We start from the raw sequence: 17461 nt of genomic DNA on the forward strand, positions 1-17461 counted from the left end.
ATCAATCGGCGTCAATCCGTTCATGCTAACCACCCGGACGCGCGATCTTCCTGCGGACGGGCGCACGGGGGGCGGAACGGGCACGGGGAACGGCGGGAAACGGCCGGTAAACAGGTGGGCTCCGCGCGGCCGATACGCTAGGGGTGTGACGTTCCCCGTAGTCGGCATGGTCGGCGGTGGCCAGCTCGCTCGTATGACACACGAGGCGGGCATCCCGTTGGGCATCAGGTTCAAGCTTCTCAGTGACACTCCTCAGGACTCTGCGGCGCAGGTCGTGAACGAAGTCGTCGTCGGCGACTATCGCGATCTGGACACGTTGCGCGAGTTCGCGCGCGGCTGTGACGTGATCACCTTCGATCACGAGCACGTGCCGACCGAGCACCTCAAGGCCCTCGAGGCGGACGGCATCCCCGTCCGCCCCGGCCCCGAGGCGCTCGTGCACGCCCAGGACAAGGGCGTGATGCGCGCGAAACTCGACGCGATCGGTGTGCCCTGCCCGCGACACCGGATCGTGAGCGATCCGGCCGACGTGGCCGCCTTCGCGGCGGAGGGCGACGGGTTCCCCGTGGTCCTCAAGACCGTCCGCGGCGGGTACGACGGCAAGGGCGTGTGGGTCGTGCACTCCGTCGAGGAGGCCGCCGAGCCCTTCCGCGCCGGTGTGCCCGTGCTGGCGGAGGAGAAGGTCGACTTCGTCCGCGAGCTGGCCGCCAACGTGGTCCGCTCCCCGCACGGCCAGGCGGTCGCCTACCCGGTCGTCGAGTCCCAGCAGGTCGACGGCGTCTGCGACACGGTGATCGCCCCGGCGCCCGACCTCGACGAGGAGCTGGCCCTGCGCGCCGAGGAGATGGCGCTCGGCATCGCCAAGGAGCTGGGCGTCGTCGGCCACCTCGCCGTCGAGCTGTTCCAGACCCGCGACGGCCGCGTCCTCGTCAACGAACTGGCGATGCGCCCGCACAACTCCGGCCACTGGACCATGGACGGCGCGATCACCTCGCAGTTCGCCAACCACGTCCGCGCGGTCCTCGACCTCCCGCTCGGCGACCCGCGCCCGCGCGCCAGGTGGACGGTCATGGTCAACGTCCTGGGCGGCGACTACCCGGACATGTACTCCGCGTACCTGCACTGCATGGCCCGCGACCCGCAGCTCAAGATCCACATGTACGGCAAGGACGTGAAGCCCGGCCGCAAGGTCGGACACGTCAACACCTACGGCGACGACCTGGACGACGTGCTGGAGCGCGCCCGTCACGCTGCCGGCTACCTGAGAGGGACGATCACCGAATGAGCCAGGCCAGCCCGGCGAACCCGGTCGTAGGCATCGTCATGGGGTCGGACTCCGACTGGCCCGTGATGGAGGCCGCCGCCAAGGCACTCGACGAGTTCGAGATCCCCTACGAGGTCGACGTCGTCTCCGCGCACCGCATGCCGCACGAGATGATCGCGTACGGCGAGCAGGCCGCCGGACGGGGCCTGAAGGCGATCGTCGCGGGCGCGGGCGGCGCCGCCCACCTGCCCGGCATGCTCGCCTCCGTCACCCCGCTGCCGGTCATCGGCGTCCCGGTGCCGCTGAAGTACCTGGACGGCATGGACAGCCTTCTGTCCATCGTCCAGATGCCGGCCGGCGTCCCCGTGGCCACCGTCTCCGTCGGCGGCGCCCGCAACGCCGGTCTGCTGGCCGCCCGCATCCTCGCCGCCCACGACGAGGAGCTGCTGGGCCGGATGCGCGAGTTCCAGCAGGAACTCAACGACCAGGCCACCGAGAAGGGCAAGCGACTGCGCAACAAGGTCGCGAGCTCGACGGCCGGCTTCGGCTTCGGGAAGTGAGCCGGATGACCTCCCTGGACCGGGCCCGCGAACTGCTGCGCGAGTTCCCCGTCGTCGACGGGCACAACGACCTGCCCTGGGCGCTGCGCGAGCAGGTCCGCTACGACCTCGACGCCCGCGACATCGCCGCCGACCAGTCCGCCCACCTGCACACCGACCTGGCCCGGCTGCGGTCCGGCGGCGTCGGCGCGCAGTACTGGTCGGTGTACGTCCGCTCCGACCTGCCCGGCGCGGTGACGGCGACGCTGGAGCAGATCGACTGCGTACGGCGGCTCATCGACCGCCACCCCGGCGAGCTGCGCGCGGCGCTGACCGCCGCCGACATGGAGGCGGCCCGCGCCGAAGGCCGTATCGCCTCCCTCATGGGCGCCGAGGGCGGCCACTCCATCGACAACTCGCTGGCCACCCTGCGCGCCCTGTACGCGCTCGGCGTGCGCTACATGACGCTCACCCACAACGACAACAACGCGTGGGCGGACTCGGCGACCGACGAGCCCGGCGTCGGCGGTCTGTCGGCCTTCGGCCGCGAGGTCGTGCGGGAGATGAACCGCGAGGGCATGCTGGTCGACCTCTCGCACGTCGCGGCGACGACGATGCGCGCCGCGCTGGACACCTCCACCGCGCCGGTGATCTTCTCGCACTCGTCCTCCCGCGCGGTGTGCGACCACCCGCGCAACATCCCGGACGACGTCCTGGAGCGGCTGCCGGCCAACGGCGGCATGGCGATGGTGACGTTCGTGCCGAAGTTCGTGCTCCAGGCGGCCGTGGACTGGACCGCCGAGGCCGACGAGAACATGCGCGCCCACGGCTTCCACCACCTCGACTCGGGCCCCGAGGCGATGAAGGTCCACGCGGCCTTCGAGGAGCGCGTCCCGCGTCCCGTCGCCACCGTCTCCACGGTCGCCGACCATCTCGACCACATGCGCGAGGTCGCCGGCGTCGACCACCTCGGCATCGGTGGCGACTACGACGGCACGCCCTTCACCCCGGACGGCCTCGACGACGTCTCCGGCTACCCGAACCTGATCGCCGAGCTGCTGGACCGCGGCTGGTCCCAGGCCGACCTGGCCAAGCTCACCTGGAAGAACGCGGTCCGGGTGCTGGACGCGGCGGAGGACGTGGCCCGGGGGCTCCGGGAGACGCGGGGGCCGTCCCACGCCACCATCGACCAGCTGGACGGCTGAGCCGCCCGCTTCCGCCCGGCGGGTGGGGCCCGGGTACCCCCGAACGCCCCACCCACCAGGAAGCCCTTACCGCTCCGTGCCACGGTGGCCGTATCTCACGACGACCGTACGGAGCACCGCCATGGCAGATCTCCAGGACGACCTGCACACCGGTAGCGAGGCCGGTGGGCTCGACGACCTGCCCGTGCCGCTCGCCGCGGAGGCCTTTCCGCCGGAGCCCTACGCGCCCGTGTCCGACCCCGACGACGAGCCGCTGACCCGGGCGCACGCCGTGCTGGCCGCCCACCCCGTCGCCGACGGCTGCAACGGGCTGCCCTGGGCGCTCAGGCACCTGCCCTGGTACGACCTGGAGCTGGGGGAGAGCGCCGTCGACACCGATGTGCCGCGGCTGCGCGAGGGGCACGTGGGGGCGCTGCTGTGGTCGCTGCACCTGCCCGAGTCCGTCGACGGGGACCGCGCGGTCGGCGCCACGCTGGAGCAGCTGGACCTGGTCAAGACGGTCGTGCGGGCCCACCCCGAGGGCCTGCGGCTGGCGTACGACGCGGGGCAGGCCATCGACGCCCGCAACTGCGGCCGGGTCGCCGTGCTGCCCGGTCCCGCGGGCGCCGCCGCGATCGGCGACCGCTTCGGCATCCTGCGCTCCCTGCACGCCCTCGGCCTGCGCGCGCTGACGCTGTCCGGGGTGAGCTGGGCGGGCGAGGCGGGGCTGACCCGGTTCGGCGAGGAGGTCGTCCGCGAGATGAACCGCCTCGGTGTGGTCGCCGACCTCTCCGGCGCCGGTGCCGAGACGGTCCGCCGTACCTTCGCGGTGTCCAAGGCGCCCGCGCTGTGCACCCGCTCCGCCGCCCGCGCCCTGCGCCCGCACCCCGCCAACCTGCCCGACGACCTGCTGGTGGAGCTGGGCGCGGCCGGCGGACTGTGCATGGTGCCGCTGACCGCCGAGCAGACCGGCCCGACCGTCCGGGACGTCGCCGACCACCTCGACCACGTCCGCACGGTGGCCGGCCCGCGGAGCGTCGGCCTGTCCGGCACCTACGACACCGGCACCGCCCACCCGCTGGAGCTGGGCGACCCCTCCTGCTACCCCCGGCTCGTCGCCGAACTGCTCCGCCGAGGCTGGGACGAGGCGGACGTCGCCCTGCTGACCTGGGGCAACGTCCAGCGCGTCCTGCGTGCCGCGGCCTTCACGGCGAAGGCGGCCCAGCTGCGCCGCGAGCCGTCCACGGCCACCATCGCCGACCTGGACGGCTGAGCGGGCGGCGTTCCCCGGGCGCGGCGGTTCAGCAGGCGCAGAGGCAGAACGGGTGTCCCGCCGGGTCGGCGTAGACCCGGAAGGTCCGGGTGCGGTCCTCCGCGTCCAGCGGGCGGGCGCCCGCCTCGAGGACGGCCTTCTCGGCCGCGTCCAGGTCCGTGACGGTGAGGTCGAGGTGGAACTGCTGCGAGTCGTCGGGCGCGGGCCACTTCGGCGGTACGAAGCCGGGGGCGGCCTGGAACGCCAGCTCTCGTCCGCCCGGCAGCTTCAGGTCGACCCAGTCGCCCTCCCCCTCGACGGTGCCGCCGAGCACCTCGGCGTAGAAGCGGGCCAGTGCGCGGGGCTCGGGGCAGTCCAGGACGACGGGACCCAGTTCGGCGACAGCCATGACTTCCTCCTTGAAGCGTGCGGTCAGGGGTGACCGGTGCGGTTACCCGTAAGAGCGAGTAACCGGTAACGGTTACTGCATGCTGCCGTATTGGCGGTAACGTCGCAAGCATGAGTGAGCGATCGCCCGCGCCGGGCGGCCTGGAACTGGTCGAGGCCCTGGTGAACACGCTGCTGGACGTCGAGACGGGCGCCGACTCGCTGGACACCCCGGAGAACCGGGCGCGCTTCGGTCTGACGGAGGACGACCTGCCCGCGGCCCGCGAGCTGCGCGAGTCCCTGCGCGCCACCCTGCTCGCGCACGCCGGCCATCCGCCGCACCGCGCGGTGACCCCGCTGGGCGAGCTGCTGGCCGCCGCCCCGCTCGTCGTCACCGTCGACGCGGCCGACGGCGCGGCCGGCCTCGCCCCGGCCTGCGCCGCCCCGGCCGGGCAGGGCTCCCTGACCGCCCGCGTCGCCGCCGCCGTCGCCCAGGCGCTGGTGGACGGCACCTGGAGCCGCTTCAAGGCCTGCGAGGCCCCCGACTGCCACTGGGCGTACTACGACCGCAGCCCGGCCGGACGCGGCCGCTGGTGCTCCATGCAGGTGTGCGGTGCCCGCGCCAAGATGCGCCGGTACCGGGCCAAGGACTCGTAAAACACCGCCCGCTTCACGGGCCGCCCGGCCGCACCCTGCGGCAGAATGCGGACGGACGCCGGTTCGGCCGACTGAGCCTCGGCCGAACCGGCGTCCGTCCGCGCCCGTCCTGGCGGACTAGGCGGTCGGGCGGCCCATCGCCCGGTACGTCCAGCCGGCCTTCCGCCACAGCGTCGGGTCCAGCGCGTTGCGCCCGTCCAGGATCACCCGGGCCGTCGCCGCCTCGCCCAGCACCTCCGGGTCCAGCTCGCGGAACTCCCGCCACTCGGTGAGGTGCAGCACGACGTCCGCGCCCCGCACCGCCTCCAGCGCCGAGTCGGCGTACCCGAGGGTCGGGAAGAGCCGCCGGGCGTTGTCCATGCCCTTGGGGTCGTACACCGTGACCTGGGCGCCCTGGAGGTGGACCTGCCCGGCGACGTTCAGCGCGGGGGAGTCCCGTACGTCGTCCGAGTCGGGCTTGAAGGTGGCGCCCAGCACCGCGATCCGCTTGCCGAGGAACGGGCCGCCGCCCAGCGCCTGCCGGGTCAGCTCCACCATCTGCCCCCGCTGGCGCATGTTGATCGAGTCGATCTCGCGCAGGAAGGTCAGCGCCTGGTCGGCGCCCAGCTCACCCGCGCGCGCCATGAAGGCGCGGATGTCCTTGGGCAGACAGCCGCCGCCGAAGCCGATCCCGGCCCGCAGGAACTTCCGGCCGATCCGGTCGTCGTACCCGATGGCCTCCGCCAGCTTGGCCACGTCGCCGTCGGCCGCCTCGCACACCTCCGCCATCGCGTTGATGAACGAGATCTTGGTGGCGAGGAAGGAGTTCGCCGAGGTCTTCACCAGCTCGGCGGTCGGGAAGTCCGTGACGACGAACGGCGAGCCCTCCGCGATCGGCGTGGCGTACACCTCCCGCAGCAGCTTCTCGGCCCGCTCGCTGCGCACGCCGACCACGAGCCGGTCCGGGTGCAGCGTGTCCTCGACGGCGAAGCCCTCGCGCAGGAACTCCGGGTTCCAGGCCAGCTCGGCCTCGTGGCCGGCCGGCGCGTGCTCGGTCAGGTAGGAGGCCAGCCGGTCGGCGGAGCCCACCGGCACCGTCGACTTGCCGACGACCAGCGCGGGGCCGGTCAGATGCGGTGCGAGCGAGGCCAGCGCGGAGTCGACGTACGACATGTCGCAGGCGTACTCGCCGTGCTTCTGCGGGGTGTTCACACACAGGAAGTGCACGTCGCCGAAGGCCGCGACCTCGGCGAAGTCGGTGGTGAAGCGCAGCCGCCCGCTGGAGCCCTCGATCCCGGCGACGTGCCTGGCCAGTAGCTCCTCCAGGCCCGGCTCGTACATCGGGACCTGGCCCCGCTGGAGCATCTCGATCTTCTCGGGCACCACGTCGAGACCCAGCACTTCGAAGCCGAGCTCGGCCATGGCCGCCGCGTGCGTCGCGCCGAGATAACCGGTACCGATCACGGTGATCTTCAGGGCCATGGGTGCTCCAGAGGTGTACGGCATGGGTGCGCGCCCGAGCATATCGGGGACGCGGGAAGAGCCTTTCGAGGCCTTGGGGCCGGCTGTCGTCAAGCTCACCTATCCATGAACGCGGACGGGCTCTAAAATTTGGGTTACTTAACGGTAGTTAGCGTGCCCAGCATCACCGCGTTTTGGAGCGTGAGACACCTTGGCCGGATCGGCTGACTTCGACCTGTACCGCCCGTCGGAGGAGCACGACATGCTCCGCGACGCAGTCCGCTCGCTGGCCGAGGCGAAGATCGCGCCGTACGCCGCCGCGGTGGACGAGGAGGCCCGCTTCCCGCAGGAGGCCCTGGACGCCCTCACCGCGAACGACCTGCACGCGGTGCACGTCCCCGAGGAGTACGGCGGCGCGGGCGCCGACGCGCTCGCCACGGTCATCGTGATCGAGGAGGTGGCCCGCGTCTGCGCGTCCTCGTCCCTGATCCCGGCCGTGAACAAGCTCGGCTCGCTGCCGGTGATCCTCTCCGGCTCCGAGGAGCTGAAGAAGAAGTACATGACCCCGCTCGCCAAGGGCGACGGCATGTTCTCCTACTGCCTCTCCGAGCCCGACGCGGGCTCCGACGCGGCCGGCATGAAGACCAAAGCCGTCCGCGACGGCGACTTCTGGGTGCTCAACGGCGTCAAGCGCTGGATCACCAACGCGGGCGTCTCCGAGTACTACACGGTGATGGCCGTCACCGACCCGAGCAAGCGCTCCAAGGGCATCTCCGCCTTCGTCGTCGAGAAGTCCGACGAGGGCGTCTCCTTCGGCGCCCCGGAGAAGAAGCTCGGCATCAAGGGCTCCCCGACCCGCGAGGTCTACCTCGACAACGTCCGCATCCCCGCCGACCGCATGATCGGCGCGGAGGGCACCGGCTTCGCCACCGCGATGCAGACGCTGGACCACACCCGCATCACCATCGCCGCCCAGGCCCTCGGCATCGCCCAGGGCGCCCTCGACTACGCCAAGGGCTACGTCAAGGAGCGCAAGCAGTTCGGCAAGCCGATCGCCGACTTCCAGGGCATCCAGTTCATGCTCGCGGACATGGCCATGAAGATCGAGGCCGCCCGCCAGCTCACCTACGCGGCGGCCGCCAAGTCGCAGCGGGGTGACGGCGACCTGACCTTCCAGGGCGCCGCCGCCAAGTGCTTCGCCTCCGACGTGGCCATGGAGGTCACCACGGACGCCGTCCAGCTGCTCGGCGGCTACGGCTACACCCGTGACTACCCGGTGGAGCGCATGATGCGCGACGCCAAGATCACGCAGATCTACGAGGGCACCAACCAGGTCCAGCGCATCGTCATGGCGCGCAACCTGCCGTAGCGGCCGGTGTACCGCAGCGAGGGGCGTCCGGCGACGGGCGCCCCTCGCTCGTCGTGACGGATTGTCAGTGGCGGGTGAGACGGTGGATCCATCGAGTCGGGAAGCCGCCGATCGGCAATCGGTAAGAGGGGGATCCGCCATGTCCGGACACCAGAACTACATCAACCACGTCGCTCTCGTGCTGGACGCCAGTTCGTCCATGTCCCGCCTGAGCCACAAGGTGGTCGAGGTCGCCGACCAGCAGATCGCCTACCTGGCCCGCCGCTCGCAGGAGCTGGACCAGGAGACCCGCGTCACGGTGTACGTCTTCGCCGACCGCGTGCAGTGCGTGATCTACGACAAGGACGTGCTGCGGATGCCGTCCCTGAAGCAGATGTACCGGGTCGGCGGCATGACGGCGCTGCTGGCGGCCACGCTCAAGTCCCAGCACGAGCTGGCGCAGACGGCCCAGCTCTACGGGGACCACAGCTTCCTCACCTTCGTCCTCACCGACGGCCAGGAGAACGTGAGCCACCGCTGCCCGGACGCCCCCGCCAAGGACCCGCGCGCCCTGGTCGAGGCCGTGTCCCGGATGATCGAGACGCAGGAGGACAACTGGACGCTGGCCGTCCTCGTGCCCGACCAGATGGGCAAGCGCGAGGCCATGCAGTACGGCTTCCCGAAGGACAACGTCGCCATCTGGGACGCCACCAGCACCCAGGGCCTGGAAGAGGCCGGACAGGTCATCCAGGAGGCCACCGAGAAGTTCATGGTGGGCCGCACCAAGGGCATCCGGGGCTCGCGGGCCGTCTTCTCCGCCGGCGCGGACACGGTCAACAAGGACACCATCAAGGCGGCCGGGCTCACCCCGGTGGAGTCCTCGAAGTACCAGCTGGTCGACGTGACCCGCGACGCGGCGATCCGCGACTGGGTCGTCGAGTGCGGGCACACCTACCGCACCGGCGGCGCGTTCTACCAGCTGAGCAAGTCGGAGAAGGTCCAGCCGAAGAAGCAGATATCGGTGCTGGAGAAGAAGACGGACCGGGTGTACACGGGGCCCGAGGCCCGCGCCCTGCTCGGCCTGCCGGACGTCGAGGTCCGCATCAAGCCGGACCACAACGACGACTTCACGATCTTCGTGCAGAGCACGAGCGTGAACCGGAAATTGGTCCCGAACACACGCCTCCTGCTCATGCTCTGACGCCCCTGCCGTCTGCGATGCCCGCGACGTCCCGGGCGGAGGTCAGTCCTCGTACCCCTCCGCCACCCGGCGCTCCCGCAGCTCCATGATCGCGCGGCGGCGGGCCAGGCGGTGGGTGCGGCGGATCTGGGCCTCCTGGTAGCGGCGCTTGTCCTTCTCGGTCTCGGGCAGCACCGGAGGCACCGTGCGGGGCTTGCCGTCGGCGTCCACGGCGGCGAAGACCAGGTAGGCCGAGCCGACCTGGGTGGCCGGCGTGGACTCGTTCCAGCGCTCGGCCATGACCCGGACGCCCACCTCCATGGAACTGCGGCCGGTCCAGTTGACCTGCGCCTTCACATGGACGAGGTCACCGACGCGGACCGGCTCGAGGAACGCCATCTCGTCCATGGACGCGGTGACGGCGGGTCCGCCGGAGTGCCGTCCGGCCACGGCGCCCGCCGCGTCGTCGACGAGCTTCATGATCACACCGCCGTGCACCGTGCCCAGAAGGTTGGTGTCGCCGTGCGTCATGATGTGGCTGAGGGTGGTGCGGGAGGCCGAGGTCGGCTTGCCCGGGATCTCCGGGAGCGCCTGCTGCGCGGCCGAGGCCTGTTCTGCCTGGTCTGTCATGCGCTCCACCTTATGCCGGGGCTGCACCGGCGTGATTTTGTGTCGGGTTCGCAACAGCACTGCCCTGATTTTCCGACATACCTTGTAACGCCCACAGGGCAGCCCGGCACACTGGGCCCATGAATGATTGGCCCGAGGGATGGTCCGGTGACAACCGCGGCAGCGGATACGGACGCGGCAGCGCGAGTGCACGGCCCGAGAGCGCCCGCGTGATGCGTCAGGTCCGCCGCGGCGGGACGCCGCCCGGCCCGGGCCCGTCGGCCCCGCCGTACGGCGCCGGCGTGCCCCAGCAGCCGTCGTACACCGACGGCCAGGGACACGGCGGCGACGGCTACAACACCGGCCAGGTCTACGGCGGCAGCGGCGGCGGCCAGGGCCCCGGCCGCCAGGCGCAGGGCCGGCCCGCGCCGGACTGGCGCCGCCGGATCAAGTGGACCGCGATCACGGTGGTGACCGTGCTCGTCGTCACCACCGTCGGCACCTACTTCTGGGCCGACTCCAAGCTCAACCGCGACGTCGACCTGTCCAAGGTCATCGAGCGGCCCGAGGCCGGCGAGGGTACCAACTACCTGATCGTCGGGTCCGACAGCCGTGAGGGCATGTCCAAGGACGAGATGAAGGACCTGCACACCGGCTACGCCGAGGGCAAGCGCACCGACTCGATGATGATCCTGCACACCGGGGACAACGGGTCGACGCTGATCTCCCTGCCCCGCGACTCGGACGTGGAGATCCCGAGCTTCGTCGGTTCCGAGTCCGGCAAGAAGTACCCGGGCACGGGCCGGCACACCAAGCTGAACGCCGCCTACGCCGAGGACGGCCCCGAACTGCTGGTGCGCACCGTCGAGCACAACACCGGGCTGCGCCTGGACCACTACGTGGAGATCGGCTTCGGCGGCTTCGCCAACATCGTGGACGCGGTCGGCGGCGTCGAGATCGACATCCCGCAGGACATCAAGGACAAGAAGTCCGGCGCCGACTTCAAGAAGGGCAAGCAGACCCTGAACGGCCAGGAGGCCCTCGCCTTCGTCCGCACCCGGTACGCCCTGCCCGGCTCCGACCTGGACCGCACCAAGAACCAGCAGAAGTTCCTGTCGGCGCTGGCGAGCCAGGTGGCCACCCCGTCGACGGTCCTCAACCCGTTCAAGCTGTACCCGACCATGGGCGCGGGACTGGACTCCCTCATCGTCGACAAGGACATGGGCCTGTTCGACCTGGCGAGCATGTTCTGGGCGATGAAGAGCGTCAGCGGCGGCGACGGCACCTCGATGAACATGCCGGTCTCCGGCAGCGTCGGCGGCAACCTCAAGTGGGACGACGCCAAGGTCAAGAAGCTCGTCGAGGAGCTGAAGAACGACGAGAAGGTGACCGTCTCCGGCAACTGAGCAGGTGCGCGCCGGTCTCCCCGGCGCGCTCACTCCTCGTCGCAGACCACCTCGTCGCCCCGCACCACCGTGCCCGACTCCTGCGGCGGGTCGGCCGGCCGCACCTTCGCCACCTTCTCGAAGTCGGCGCCCGCGATCACCTTCAGCGTCGCCCCCTGCCCCTTGACCGGCTTCAGCTCGCTGCCGGGCAGGGCGGCGGCCAGCGACTTCGCCGACTGGTCCCAGCGCGGGTCGTAGGCGACGACGGTCCGCTCGACCGCCCGGTCGGCGGCGTTGCGCGGCGCCTTGGTGGTGCGGAACCCGGTCGCCGCCAGCGCGTCGTCCACCCGCTTGCCGAGACCCGGGGTGCGGGTGCCGTTCTCCACCTGGACGCGGATCTGCTTCGGGTCCACGGGGACCCGCACCGGCCTCGGCCCCTTGGGCTTCGGCTTCGGTGCGGCCAGCGGCTTGTCCTCGCGCAGGGCGTCGAAGATCCGCTCCGACTTCACCGGGTCCCACTTCAGGGTCGATCCGACGCCCTTGACGGCGTAGCCCATCTGCCCGATCGGCACGGTGGTGAACTCGGAGGACGACGGAGAGAAGTTCCGCATCGCCCGCCCGAGCGTCAGCAACTCGTCGGTGCCGAAGCCCTGGTCGGCGCGGACCGAGCCGAGGACGGCCCGGGTGACGTCACGGAACTTCAGCGGGTTCAGCAGGATGCCCGAGGAGGTCGCCCGGTCGATCAGGGCGGCCATGAAGCGCTGCTGGCGCTTCATCCGGCTCAGGTCGGAGGCGCCGTCGAGGTGGCGTGAGCGTACGTACTGGAGCGCCTGCCCGCCCATCAGCGTGTGGGTGCCGGGGGCGAGGTCGAGTCCGGTGTAGCTGTCCTTGAGCGGCTGGACGGTGCAGATCTTCACCCCGCCGAGCACGTCCACGGTCTTCATGAAGCTGGTGAAGTCGACCTCCAGATAGTGGTCGATCTTCACGCGGGTCATGTTCTCGACCGTGCGGATGGTCAGCTGCGGGCCGCCCTCGGCGTAGGCCGCGTTCAGCTTCAGCGGGTGCCCCTCGTGGTGCTCGCCCGTGGTGCGGTCGGTGTGGCCGGGCGTCTCGGCGTACGAGTCGCGCGGCAGGCTGACCACGCTCGCGCGCTCCCGGTCCTCCGAGATGTGCACGATCATGATGGTGTCGGTGCAGTGGCAGGGGGCGCCGCCCAGCTTGTACTTGCGCCGCTCCTCCTCGGTGATCTCGTCCCGGCCGTCGGTGCCGACCATCAGGACGTTCATGCCGTCGCCCGCCCTGGGCCGGTTCTTCATGTCCTTGAACGCGTCGACCCGCGAGATGTCCGAGTCCAGGCCGGTGAGCACGGCGTGCCCGATCCCGGCGGAGCCGAGCACCACCACCGACAGAGCGGTCACCGCCCGCATGGCCCAGCGCGGCCTCTTCCGCCGTACGGGGGGCCTCGGCGGGCGCCGGGACGGCCGGGAGCCGCCGCGCTGCGACGCGGGCCCGCCCCGGCCGGTCGAGGCCGGGACCCGGGACGGGCGGGGCGGCGTGGGCAAGGGGACACCTCCGCGGGGACGGGCCCCTGGGCGTGGAGCGTGAGGCCGGACGTGGGATTCGTGAGCACCGTAGGCCCATACGATCTGCTGCCCGGCGCTGTGACCCCCGCGGCGCGCACTCGTGTCCCCCGTTCGCGGTAACGTGAGCACCGATGAACGCCAAGTCCGACGTGCGGCTGCCCGCCGTTTCCGTGATCATGCCCGTCCTCAACGAGGAGCGGCACCTGCGCGGCGCCGTCCGCGCCATCCTCGCCCAGGAGTACGCCGGCGAGATGGAGGTCGTCATCGCCGTCGGTCCGTCCTCGGACCGTACGGAGGAGATCGCCGCCGAGCTCGTCGCCGAGGATCCGCGCGTGCACACCGTGCCGAATCCCACCGGCCGTACGCCCGCCGCGCTGAACGCCGCGATCAAGGCCTCCCGCCATCCGGTGGTCGTCCGCGTCGACGGCCACGGCATGCTGTCGCCGAACTACATCTCCACGGCCGTACGGCTCCTGGAGGAGACCGGCGCGCAGAACGTGGGCGGCATCATGCACGCCGAGGGCGAGAACGCCTGGGAGGACGCCGTCGCCGCCGCGATGACGTCGAAGATCGGCGTGGGCAACGCGGCCTTCCACACGGGCGGACAGGCCGCGCCCGCCGAGACCGTCTACCTCGGCGTGTTCCGCCGCGAGGCGCTGGAGCGGCAGGGCGGCTACAACGAGGAGTTCATCCGCGCCCAGGACTGGGAGCTGAACTTCCGCATCCGCGAGGCCGGCGGCCTGATCTGGTTCTCGCCGGAGCTGCGGGTGTCCTACCGCCCGAGGCCGAGCATGCGGGCGCTGGCGAAGCAGTACAAGGACTACGGCCGCTGGCGGCACGTCGTCGCCCGCTACCACTCCGGCTCCATCAACCTGCGCTACCTCGCCCCGCCGACCGCCGTGTGCGCCATCGCGGCCGGTGTCGTGGTGGGCGCCGCGCTGACCCCGTGGGGCTTCGTCGTCCCCGGCGGCTACCTCGCGGCGATCGTCGCGGGCTCGCTGCCCGCCGGCAAGGGGCTCGGGCTGAAGGCGCGGGCGCAGATCCCGGTGGCGCTGGCGACCATGCACATGTCGTGGGGCTGGGGCTTCCTGACCAGCCCGAAGTCGCTGGCCAGGAAGGTCATCGCCTCACGGCGCCCGGCGGTCCGGCCGGACGCGGACGCCACGGACGCCGCCGGGACGCGCTGACGCCCGTCGGCACCAGGCCTCGGGTCCGAGGCCCGGCTCAGGACCAGGTGAACGCCGGGTTCACATGCATGCAGGCGCTCTCGTCGGCGCCGTTGAGGGCCTCGGCGGACTCGGGGGTGCGGTCGTCGCTCCCGGGCGCCCGGTACGCCGTACCCTCGCGCCAGTCGGCGCCCACGACGAGGGTGACGCCGGACACGTCCGTCGACCGCTTCACCGAACTCGCCGGAACGCCCAGGGACTTGGCGACGCGCCGTGCGTCGCCCTCCAGATCGGCGCTCGGGTAGCGGATCACCGTACGGTCCTCGCTCGGCAGTACCGACGGGTCCGCGACGGCCTTCGTGAAGCCCCGTTCCACCAGGAGCCCGGCGATCGCGTTCGCGCGCCCCGGGGCGGTGCCCAGTTCGTCGGTGCGGGTGCCGTTGCGGACCTGCACCGCGATGTCGTCGTCGGGTGCGGCCGGGTCGGCCGGGGGCTCCGGCTCCGCGTCGGGCTTCTTCTTCGCGTCCTTGCCGTCCAGGGCGATGTCCTCGCGCACCAGCCGGAACAGCTGCTCCGCGTCCTCGGTCGGCTCGACGCGGGCGCCCACGTACCGGTTGGGCATCGTGGTCATGGTGATGCGCTCGGGCTTCACCGTGCGCAGCTCGTTGCTGAGGTCGTACAGCTTCTTGACGGAGTCCAGGCCCGGGTCGACGGTGAGCGCCGCGGTGGCCTCCTCGGCGAGCCTGCGCAGCCTGTTCGGGCTGCTGAGGGTGGCGTTCTCACGCAGGACGCGCACCATCGAGTTCAGGTACATGTGCTGGGCCTTGGCCCGCGCGAGGTCGCTGCCGTCCTCGAAGCCGTACCGGGTGCGCAGCCACTGCAGGGCCTGCTCGCCCTTGACGGGGTGGGTGCCCTTCGCCAGCTTCAGACCGGAACCGTGGCCCTGGCCGTCGCGCGAGTGGATGTTGGCGTCCACGCAGACGGGGACGCCGCCCACGGCGTCCGCCATCGAGACCACGCCCGCGAAGTCGACCATCACGAAGTGGTCGATGTGGATGCCGGTCAGCTCCTGCCAGGTGGCCACGGTGCAGCCCGGACCGCCGTGGCCGAGGCTCTCGTTCGTCATCACCCGGCCCTCGCTCGCCGGGTGCACCGTCCCGTCGTCCGGGTCGGTGCACTTGGGTATCTCCAGCAGGGTGTCGCGCGGCATGCTGACCACCGACATGTTGCTGCGGTCGGCGGACAGGTGCACCAGCATCTGCACGTCCGCCAGCGGCGTGGAGCCGAACGTCTCGCGGGCGCCGCCGAGTTGCTGGTTCTCCTCGCTGTCCCGGGCGTCCGAGCCGATGACGAGGATGTTCAGCGGGGTCTGCCCGGCCGCGTTCGGCGTCGGCGCGGCGACCTTGTTGTCGCCCAGGTTCAGGGCGTCCTGCTTGATGTTGTCGTTGAGATGCTCGTAGTAGAGGTAGCCGGCCCCCGCCGAGCCGGCCAGGACCGCGGCGATCAGCACCGCGGTCCAGCGCAGGGCGCGGCGGCGGCGCCGGCGCGGACGGGGGTCCTTCGCCTCCTCGACACCGTTGTCGCCGTCCCCCCGGACGGCCTCCGCACGCTCGGAGGCGGCTGCCGCCTCCTCCTGCGTGTCCTCCCCCTGCACACCGCTCCGCGTCATGTCCGCGTCCCTCTCCCCACCCCCGCGCCACCGCACGGGCCCGTCGCCGTCCTGTGAGACGTACGACAGGCCCGTCAGGTCAACTGGCGCACAACTTCTGGTCGGCCGTGGACGCGTTGTCCAGCTCCGGCTTCTCGATGGATGCGGCGTCGAGCTTCACTCCGGCGCCCTTGAAGTCCTTGCCGAGAGTGAGAGTCATGGCGGGCAGGCCCTGGGAGTTGGTGACGCTCTCGCCGGGTTTCATGGCGGTGCCGGACAGGCCGAGGATCTCGGCGAGGGCGCGGGCCTGGTCGGCCTGGTCGGGGGCGTACTCCAGGGTGGTCCTGGCGACCTCGGCGGGGGCGTTGCCCGCGTTCTCGGACTTGGCGACGCCGGCCTGGTTCTGGAGGTAGGTCAGCTCCTGCCCCGCGCTGCCGGTGGGAGCGCCGCCGTTGAGGACGCGGACGCGGACCTCGGAGGGCTCGGACTTCGCGCCCTCCAGACGCGCGGCGACGGCGGCGTCCTCCTTCTTCTTCTTGTCCTTCTTCTTCTGCTCGACCTCGGTGAAGGAGACGTCGTTCTTGATCATGTCGAAGACCTGGGGAGCCTTGGCCTCGTTCACGACCACCGTCGCCTTGACCTTCTCGGCCGGGTTGTCGAGCACCGGCACGGTGGCGAACGTGATGTTCTTCGGCGGCACCTTCTTCAGCTCCAGGGCGATGTCCTTGAGCGTGCCCACGTTGCCGATGGCGCTGTCCACGGTGAGGGCCTTGGTCGCGGCCTCGGCGAGTTTCACCAGCTTGGTGGGGCTGGTGAGGGTGTCGCTGGAGGACATCTTCCGCATGAGCGAGCCCAGGAACTGCTGCTGCACCTTGATGCGGTCCAGGTCGCCCTCGTTGCCGAAGGCGTGCCGGGTGCGGACGAAGGCGAGGGCCTGCTCGCCCTCGACGGTGGACTCGCCCTTGGGGAGCTGGAGATGGGACTTCGGGTCGTCCACGGCGTGCTCCACGCACACGTCGACGCCGCCGACCGCCGAGGTCAGCGTCTTGACCGCGTTGAAGTCGGCCATCATGAAGTGGTCCGGCTTGATGCCGGTCGTCTCCGTCACCGTGCGCATCGTGCAGCCCGCGTCCCGGCCGAGGTCGCCCAGGCTCTGGTTGAAGCGGACGCCGGAGGAACCCGGGATGACCTTCGTCGTCCCGTCCTTCAGCTTCGTCTCGCAGTCGGGGATGTCGACGATCAGGTCGCGGGGGATGCTGAGCGCGGTCGCGTTGGAGCGGTCCTCGGCGACGTGCAGCAGGATGTTGGTGTCCGCGTGCCCGGCGCTGCCCTTGTCGCCGTAGCCCTCGTTGCCCTCACCGGTGCGCTTGTCGGTGCCGATGATGAGGATGTTGAAGGCCTCGTCCTTGCTGAAGCTGCTGCTTCCGGCGTTGCCGACGTCCGTCGTCGAGACGTTGCCCTCGAGGTGCTTGAGGTAGAGGTAGCCGCCGACGCCGGTCACGAGGACGACGAAGGCCATGCTGCCGCCGGTCCACAGCAGGACCTTCTTGCCCTTGGACTTCTTCTTCTCCGGCCGGCGTCCACGCCGGCCGGGCACCGGCTCCTCGGGCTCCGGGCGGCGCCGCCGCTGGGGCGGCACCTCGCGGCCCGGGGCAGCCGTGCGGCGCCCCTCCGTGCGGGGCTTGGGAACGGACGACTGCGGTGCGGAAGGAGACAGTCGCAGTTCGTATTCACCGGTACGTGGATTCAGCACCCACTGGTCTGCGGGATCGACGTCGTCTGCCCGCCCACGTCCTTGCGCGTCCACGGTTTCCCAATC

15 protein-coding genes are annotated in these 17461 nt (G+C 71.2%); 9 read left to right on the forward strand and 6 right to left on the reverse strand.

What is annotated here, in order from left to right; all coding sequences use genetic code 11:
* Positions 1 to 145: 145 nt before the first annotated feature.
* From OHA99_RS22505 to OHA99_RS22520, 4 genes are all read left to right on the forward strand, one after another.
* Entirely contained in the window at positions 146 to 1285 is a 1140-nt protein-coding gene (locus OHA99_RS22505; RefSeq protein WP_153179534.1) for a 5-(carboxyamino)imidazole ribonucleotide synthase, read from the forward strand.
* Complete coding sequence (purE, locus tag OHA99_RS22510; protein WP_153179535.1) at positions 1282 to 1824, forward strand: 5-(carboxyamino)imidazole ribonucleotide mutase; 543 nt, start codon at positions 1282 to 1284, stop codon at positions 1822 to 1824. Before OHA99_RS22505 ends, purE begins: the two co-directional genes overlap by 4 nt.
* Before the next feature lie 5 nt (positions 1825 to 1829).
* A complete protein-coding gene (locus OHA99_RS22515) occupies positions 1830 to 3008 on the forward strand; it encodes a dipeptidase (RefSeq protein WP_266571856.1) in 1179 nt (392 codons plus the stop codon).
* Between the two features lie 121 nt (positions 3009 to 3129).
* Complete coding sequence (locus tag OHA99_RS22520; RefSeq protein WP_405697466.1) at positions 3130 to 4260, forward strand: dipeptidase; 1131 nt, start codon at positions 3130 to 3132, stop codon at positions 4258 to 4260.
* Positions 4261 to 4288: 28 nt separating this feature from the next.
* Here the strand turns inward: OHA99_RS22520 and OHA99_RS22525 are convergent, their stop codons facing one another.
* A complete protein-coding gene (locus OHA99_RS22525) occupies positions 4289 to 4648 on the reverse strand; it encodes a VOC family protein (RefSeq protein ID WP_153179538.1) in 360 nt (119 codons plus the stop codon).
* Positions 4649 to 4758: 110 nt separating this feature from the next.
* On the opposite strand from OHA99_RS22525, the gene OHA99_RS22530 reads away from it, so the two are divergent.
* Positions 4759 to 5283 (forward strand): CGNR zinc finger domain-containing protein, encoded by a 525-nt coding sequence (locus OHA99_RS22530; RefSeq protein ID WP_165685794.1) that lies wholly within the window; start codon positions 4759 to 4761, stop codon positions 5281 to 5283.
* A 117-nt stretch (positions 5284 to 5400) separates the two neighbouring features.
* Here OHA99_RS22530 and OHA99_RS22535 read toward each other — a convergent pair whose 3' ends face one another.
* Positions 5401 to 6744 (reverse strand): UDP-glucose/GDP-mannose dehydrogenase family protein, encoded by a 1344-nt coding sequence (locus OHA99_RS22535; protein WP_153179540.1) that lies wholly within the window; start codon positions 6742 to 6744, stop codon positions 5401 to 5403.
* A gap of 190 nt (positions 6745 to 6934) precedes the next feature.
* Between OHA99_RS22535 and OHA99_RS22540 the strand changes: the two genes are divergently transcribed.
* Together OHA99_RS22540 and OHA99_RS22545 are read left to right on the forward strand one after the other, a co-directional pair.
* Positions 6935 to 8092, forward strand: a complete 1158-nt coding sequence (locus OHA99_RS22540) for an acyl-CoA dehydrogenase (protein ID WP_042826282.1) — start codon at positions 6935 to 6937, stop codon at positions 8090 to 8092.
* Between the two features lie 139 nt (positions 8093 to 8231).
* On the forward strand, positions 8232 to 9272 hold the full coding sequence (locus tag OHA99_RS22545) for a vWA domain-containing protein (protein WP_153179541.1): 1041 nt from the start codon (positions 8232 to 8234) through the stop codon (positions 9270 to 9272).
* Positions 9273 to 9314: 42 nt separating this feature from the next.
* On the opposite strand, the gene OHA99_RS22550 is transcribed toward OHA99_RS22545, so the two are convergent.
* Positions 9315 to 9881, reverse strand: coding sequence for an acyl-CoA thioesterase (locus OHA99_RS22550; RefSeq protein WP_164384473.1), 567 nt, complete (start codon positions 9879 to 9881; stop codon positions 9315 to 9317).
* Between the two features lie 119 nt (positions 9882 to 10000).
* On the opposite strand from OHA99_RS22550, the gene OHA99_RS22555 reads away from it, so the two are divergent.
* A complete protein-coding gene (locus tag OHA99_RS22555; RefSeq protein WP_194280054.1) occupies positions 10001 to 11266 on the forward strand; it encodes an LCP family protein in 1266 nt (421 codons plus the stop codon).
* A 29-nt stretch (positions 11267 to 11295) separates the two neighbouring features.
* Here the strand turns inward: OHA99_RS22555 and OHA99_RS22560 are convergent, their stop codons facing one another.
* Entirely contained in the window at positions 11296 to 12672 is a 1377-nt protein-coding gene (locus OHA99_RS22560; RefSeq protein WP_153179543.1) for an LCP family protein, read from the reverse strand.
* Between the two features lie 287 nt (positions 12673 to 12959).
* Here OHA99_RS22560 and OHA99_RS22565 point away from each other — a divergent pair, with 287 nt between their 5' ends.
* On the forward strand, positions 12960 to 14015 hold the full coding sequence (locus OHA99_RS22565) for a glycosyltransferase family 2 protein (RefSeq protein ID WP_153179544.1): 1056 nt from the start codon (positions 12960 to 12962) through the stop codon (positions 14013 to 14015).
* Positions 14016 to 14052: 37 nt separating this feature from the next.
* Here OHA99_RS22565 and OHA99_RS22570 read toward each other — a convergent pair whose 3' ends face one another.
* Together OHA99_RS22570 and OHA99_RS22575 are read right to left on the reverse strand one after the other, a co-directional pair.
* Positions 14053 to 15663, reverse strand: coding sequence for an LCP family protein (locus OHA99_RS22570; protein WP_153179545.1), 1611 nt, complete (start codon positions 15661 to 15663; stop codon positions 14053 to 14055).
* 79 nt (positions 15664 to 15742) lie between these two features.
* On the reverse strand, positions 15743 to 17449 hold the full coding sequence (locus tag OHA99_RS22575) for an LCP family protein (protein ID WP_405697475.1): 1707 nt from the start codon (positions 17447 to 17449) through the stop codon (positions 15743 to 15745).
* Positions 17450 to 17461 lie beyond the last annotated feature (12 nt).

Source organism: Streptomyces coelicoflavus (assembly GCF_045041415.1).
Classification (GTDB): Bacteria; Actinomycetota; Actinomycetes; order Streptomycetales; family Streptomycetaceae; genus Streptomyces; species Streptomyces coelicoflavus.

Excerpts from the sequence above, each read along its gene's own strand:
- purE (WP_153179535.1), top strand. The coding sequence starts at position 1,282 with ATGAGCCAGGCCAGCCCGGCGAACCCGGTCGTAGGCATCGTCATGGGG.
- OHA99_RS22515 (WP_266571856.1), top strand. The coding sequence starts at position 1,830 with ATGACCTCCCTGGACCGGGCCCGCGAACTGCTGCGCGAGTTCCCCGTC.
- OHA99_RS22520 (WP_405697466.1), top strand. The coding sequence starts at position 3,130 with ATGGCAGATCTCCAGGACGACCTGCACACCGGTAGCGAGGCCGGTGGG.
- OHA99_RS22525 (WP_153179538.1), bottom strand. The coding sequence starts at position 4,648 with ATGGCTGTCGCCGAACTGGGTCCCGTCGTCCTGGACTGCCCCGAGCCC.
- OHA99_RS22530 (WP_165685794.1), top strand. The coding sequence starts at position 4,759 with ATGAGTGAGCGATCGCCCGCGCCGGGCGGCCTGGAACTGGTCGAGGCC.
- OHA99_RS22535 (WP_153179540.1), bottom strand. The coding sequence starts at position 6,744 with ATGGCCCTGAAGATCACCGTGATCGGTACCGGTTATCTCGGCGCGACG.
- OHA99_RS22545 (WP_153179541.1), top strand. The coding sequence starts at position 8,232 with ATGTCCGGACACCAGAACTACATCAACCACGTCGCTCTCGTGCTGGAC.
- OHA99_RS22550 (WP_164384473.1), bottom strand. The coding sequence starts at position 9,881 with ATGACAGACCAGGCAGAACAGGCCTCGGCCGCGCAGCAGGCGCTCCCG.
- OHA99_RS22555 (WP_194280054.1), top strand. The coding sequence starts at position 10,001 with ATGAATGATTGGCCCGAGGGATGGTCCGGTGACAACCGCGGCAGCGGA.
- OHA99_RS22560 (WP_153179543.1), bottom strand. The coding sequence starts at position 12,672 with ATGCGGGCGGTGACCGCTCTGTCGGTGGTGGTGCTCGGCTCCGCCGGG.
- OHA99_RS22565 (WP_153179544.1), top strand. The coding sequence starts at position 12,960 with ATGAACGCCAAGTCCGACGTGCGGCTGCCCGCCGTTTCCGTGATCATG.
- OHA99_RS22570 (WP_153179545.1), bottom strand. The coding sequence starts at position 15,663 with ATGACGCGGAGCGGTGTGCAGGGGGAGGACACGCAGGAGGAGGCGGCA.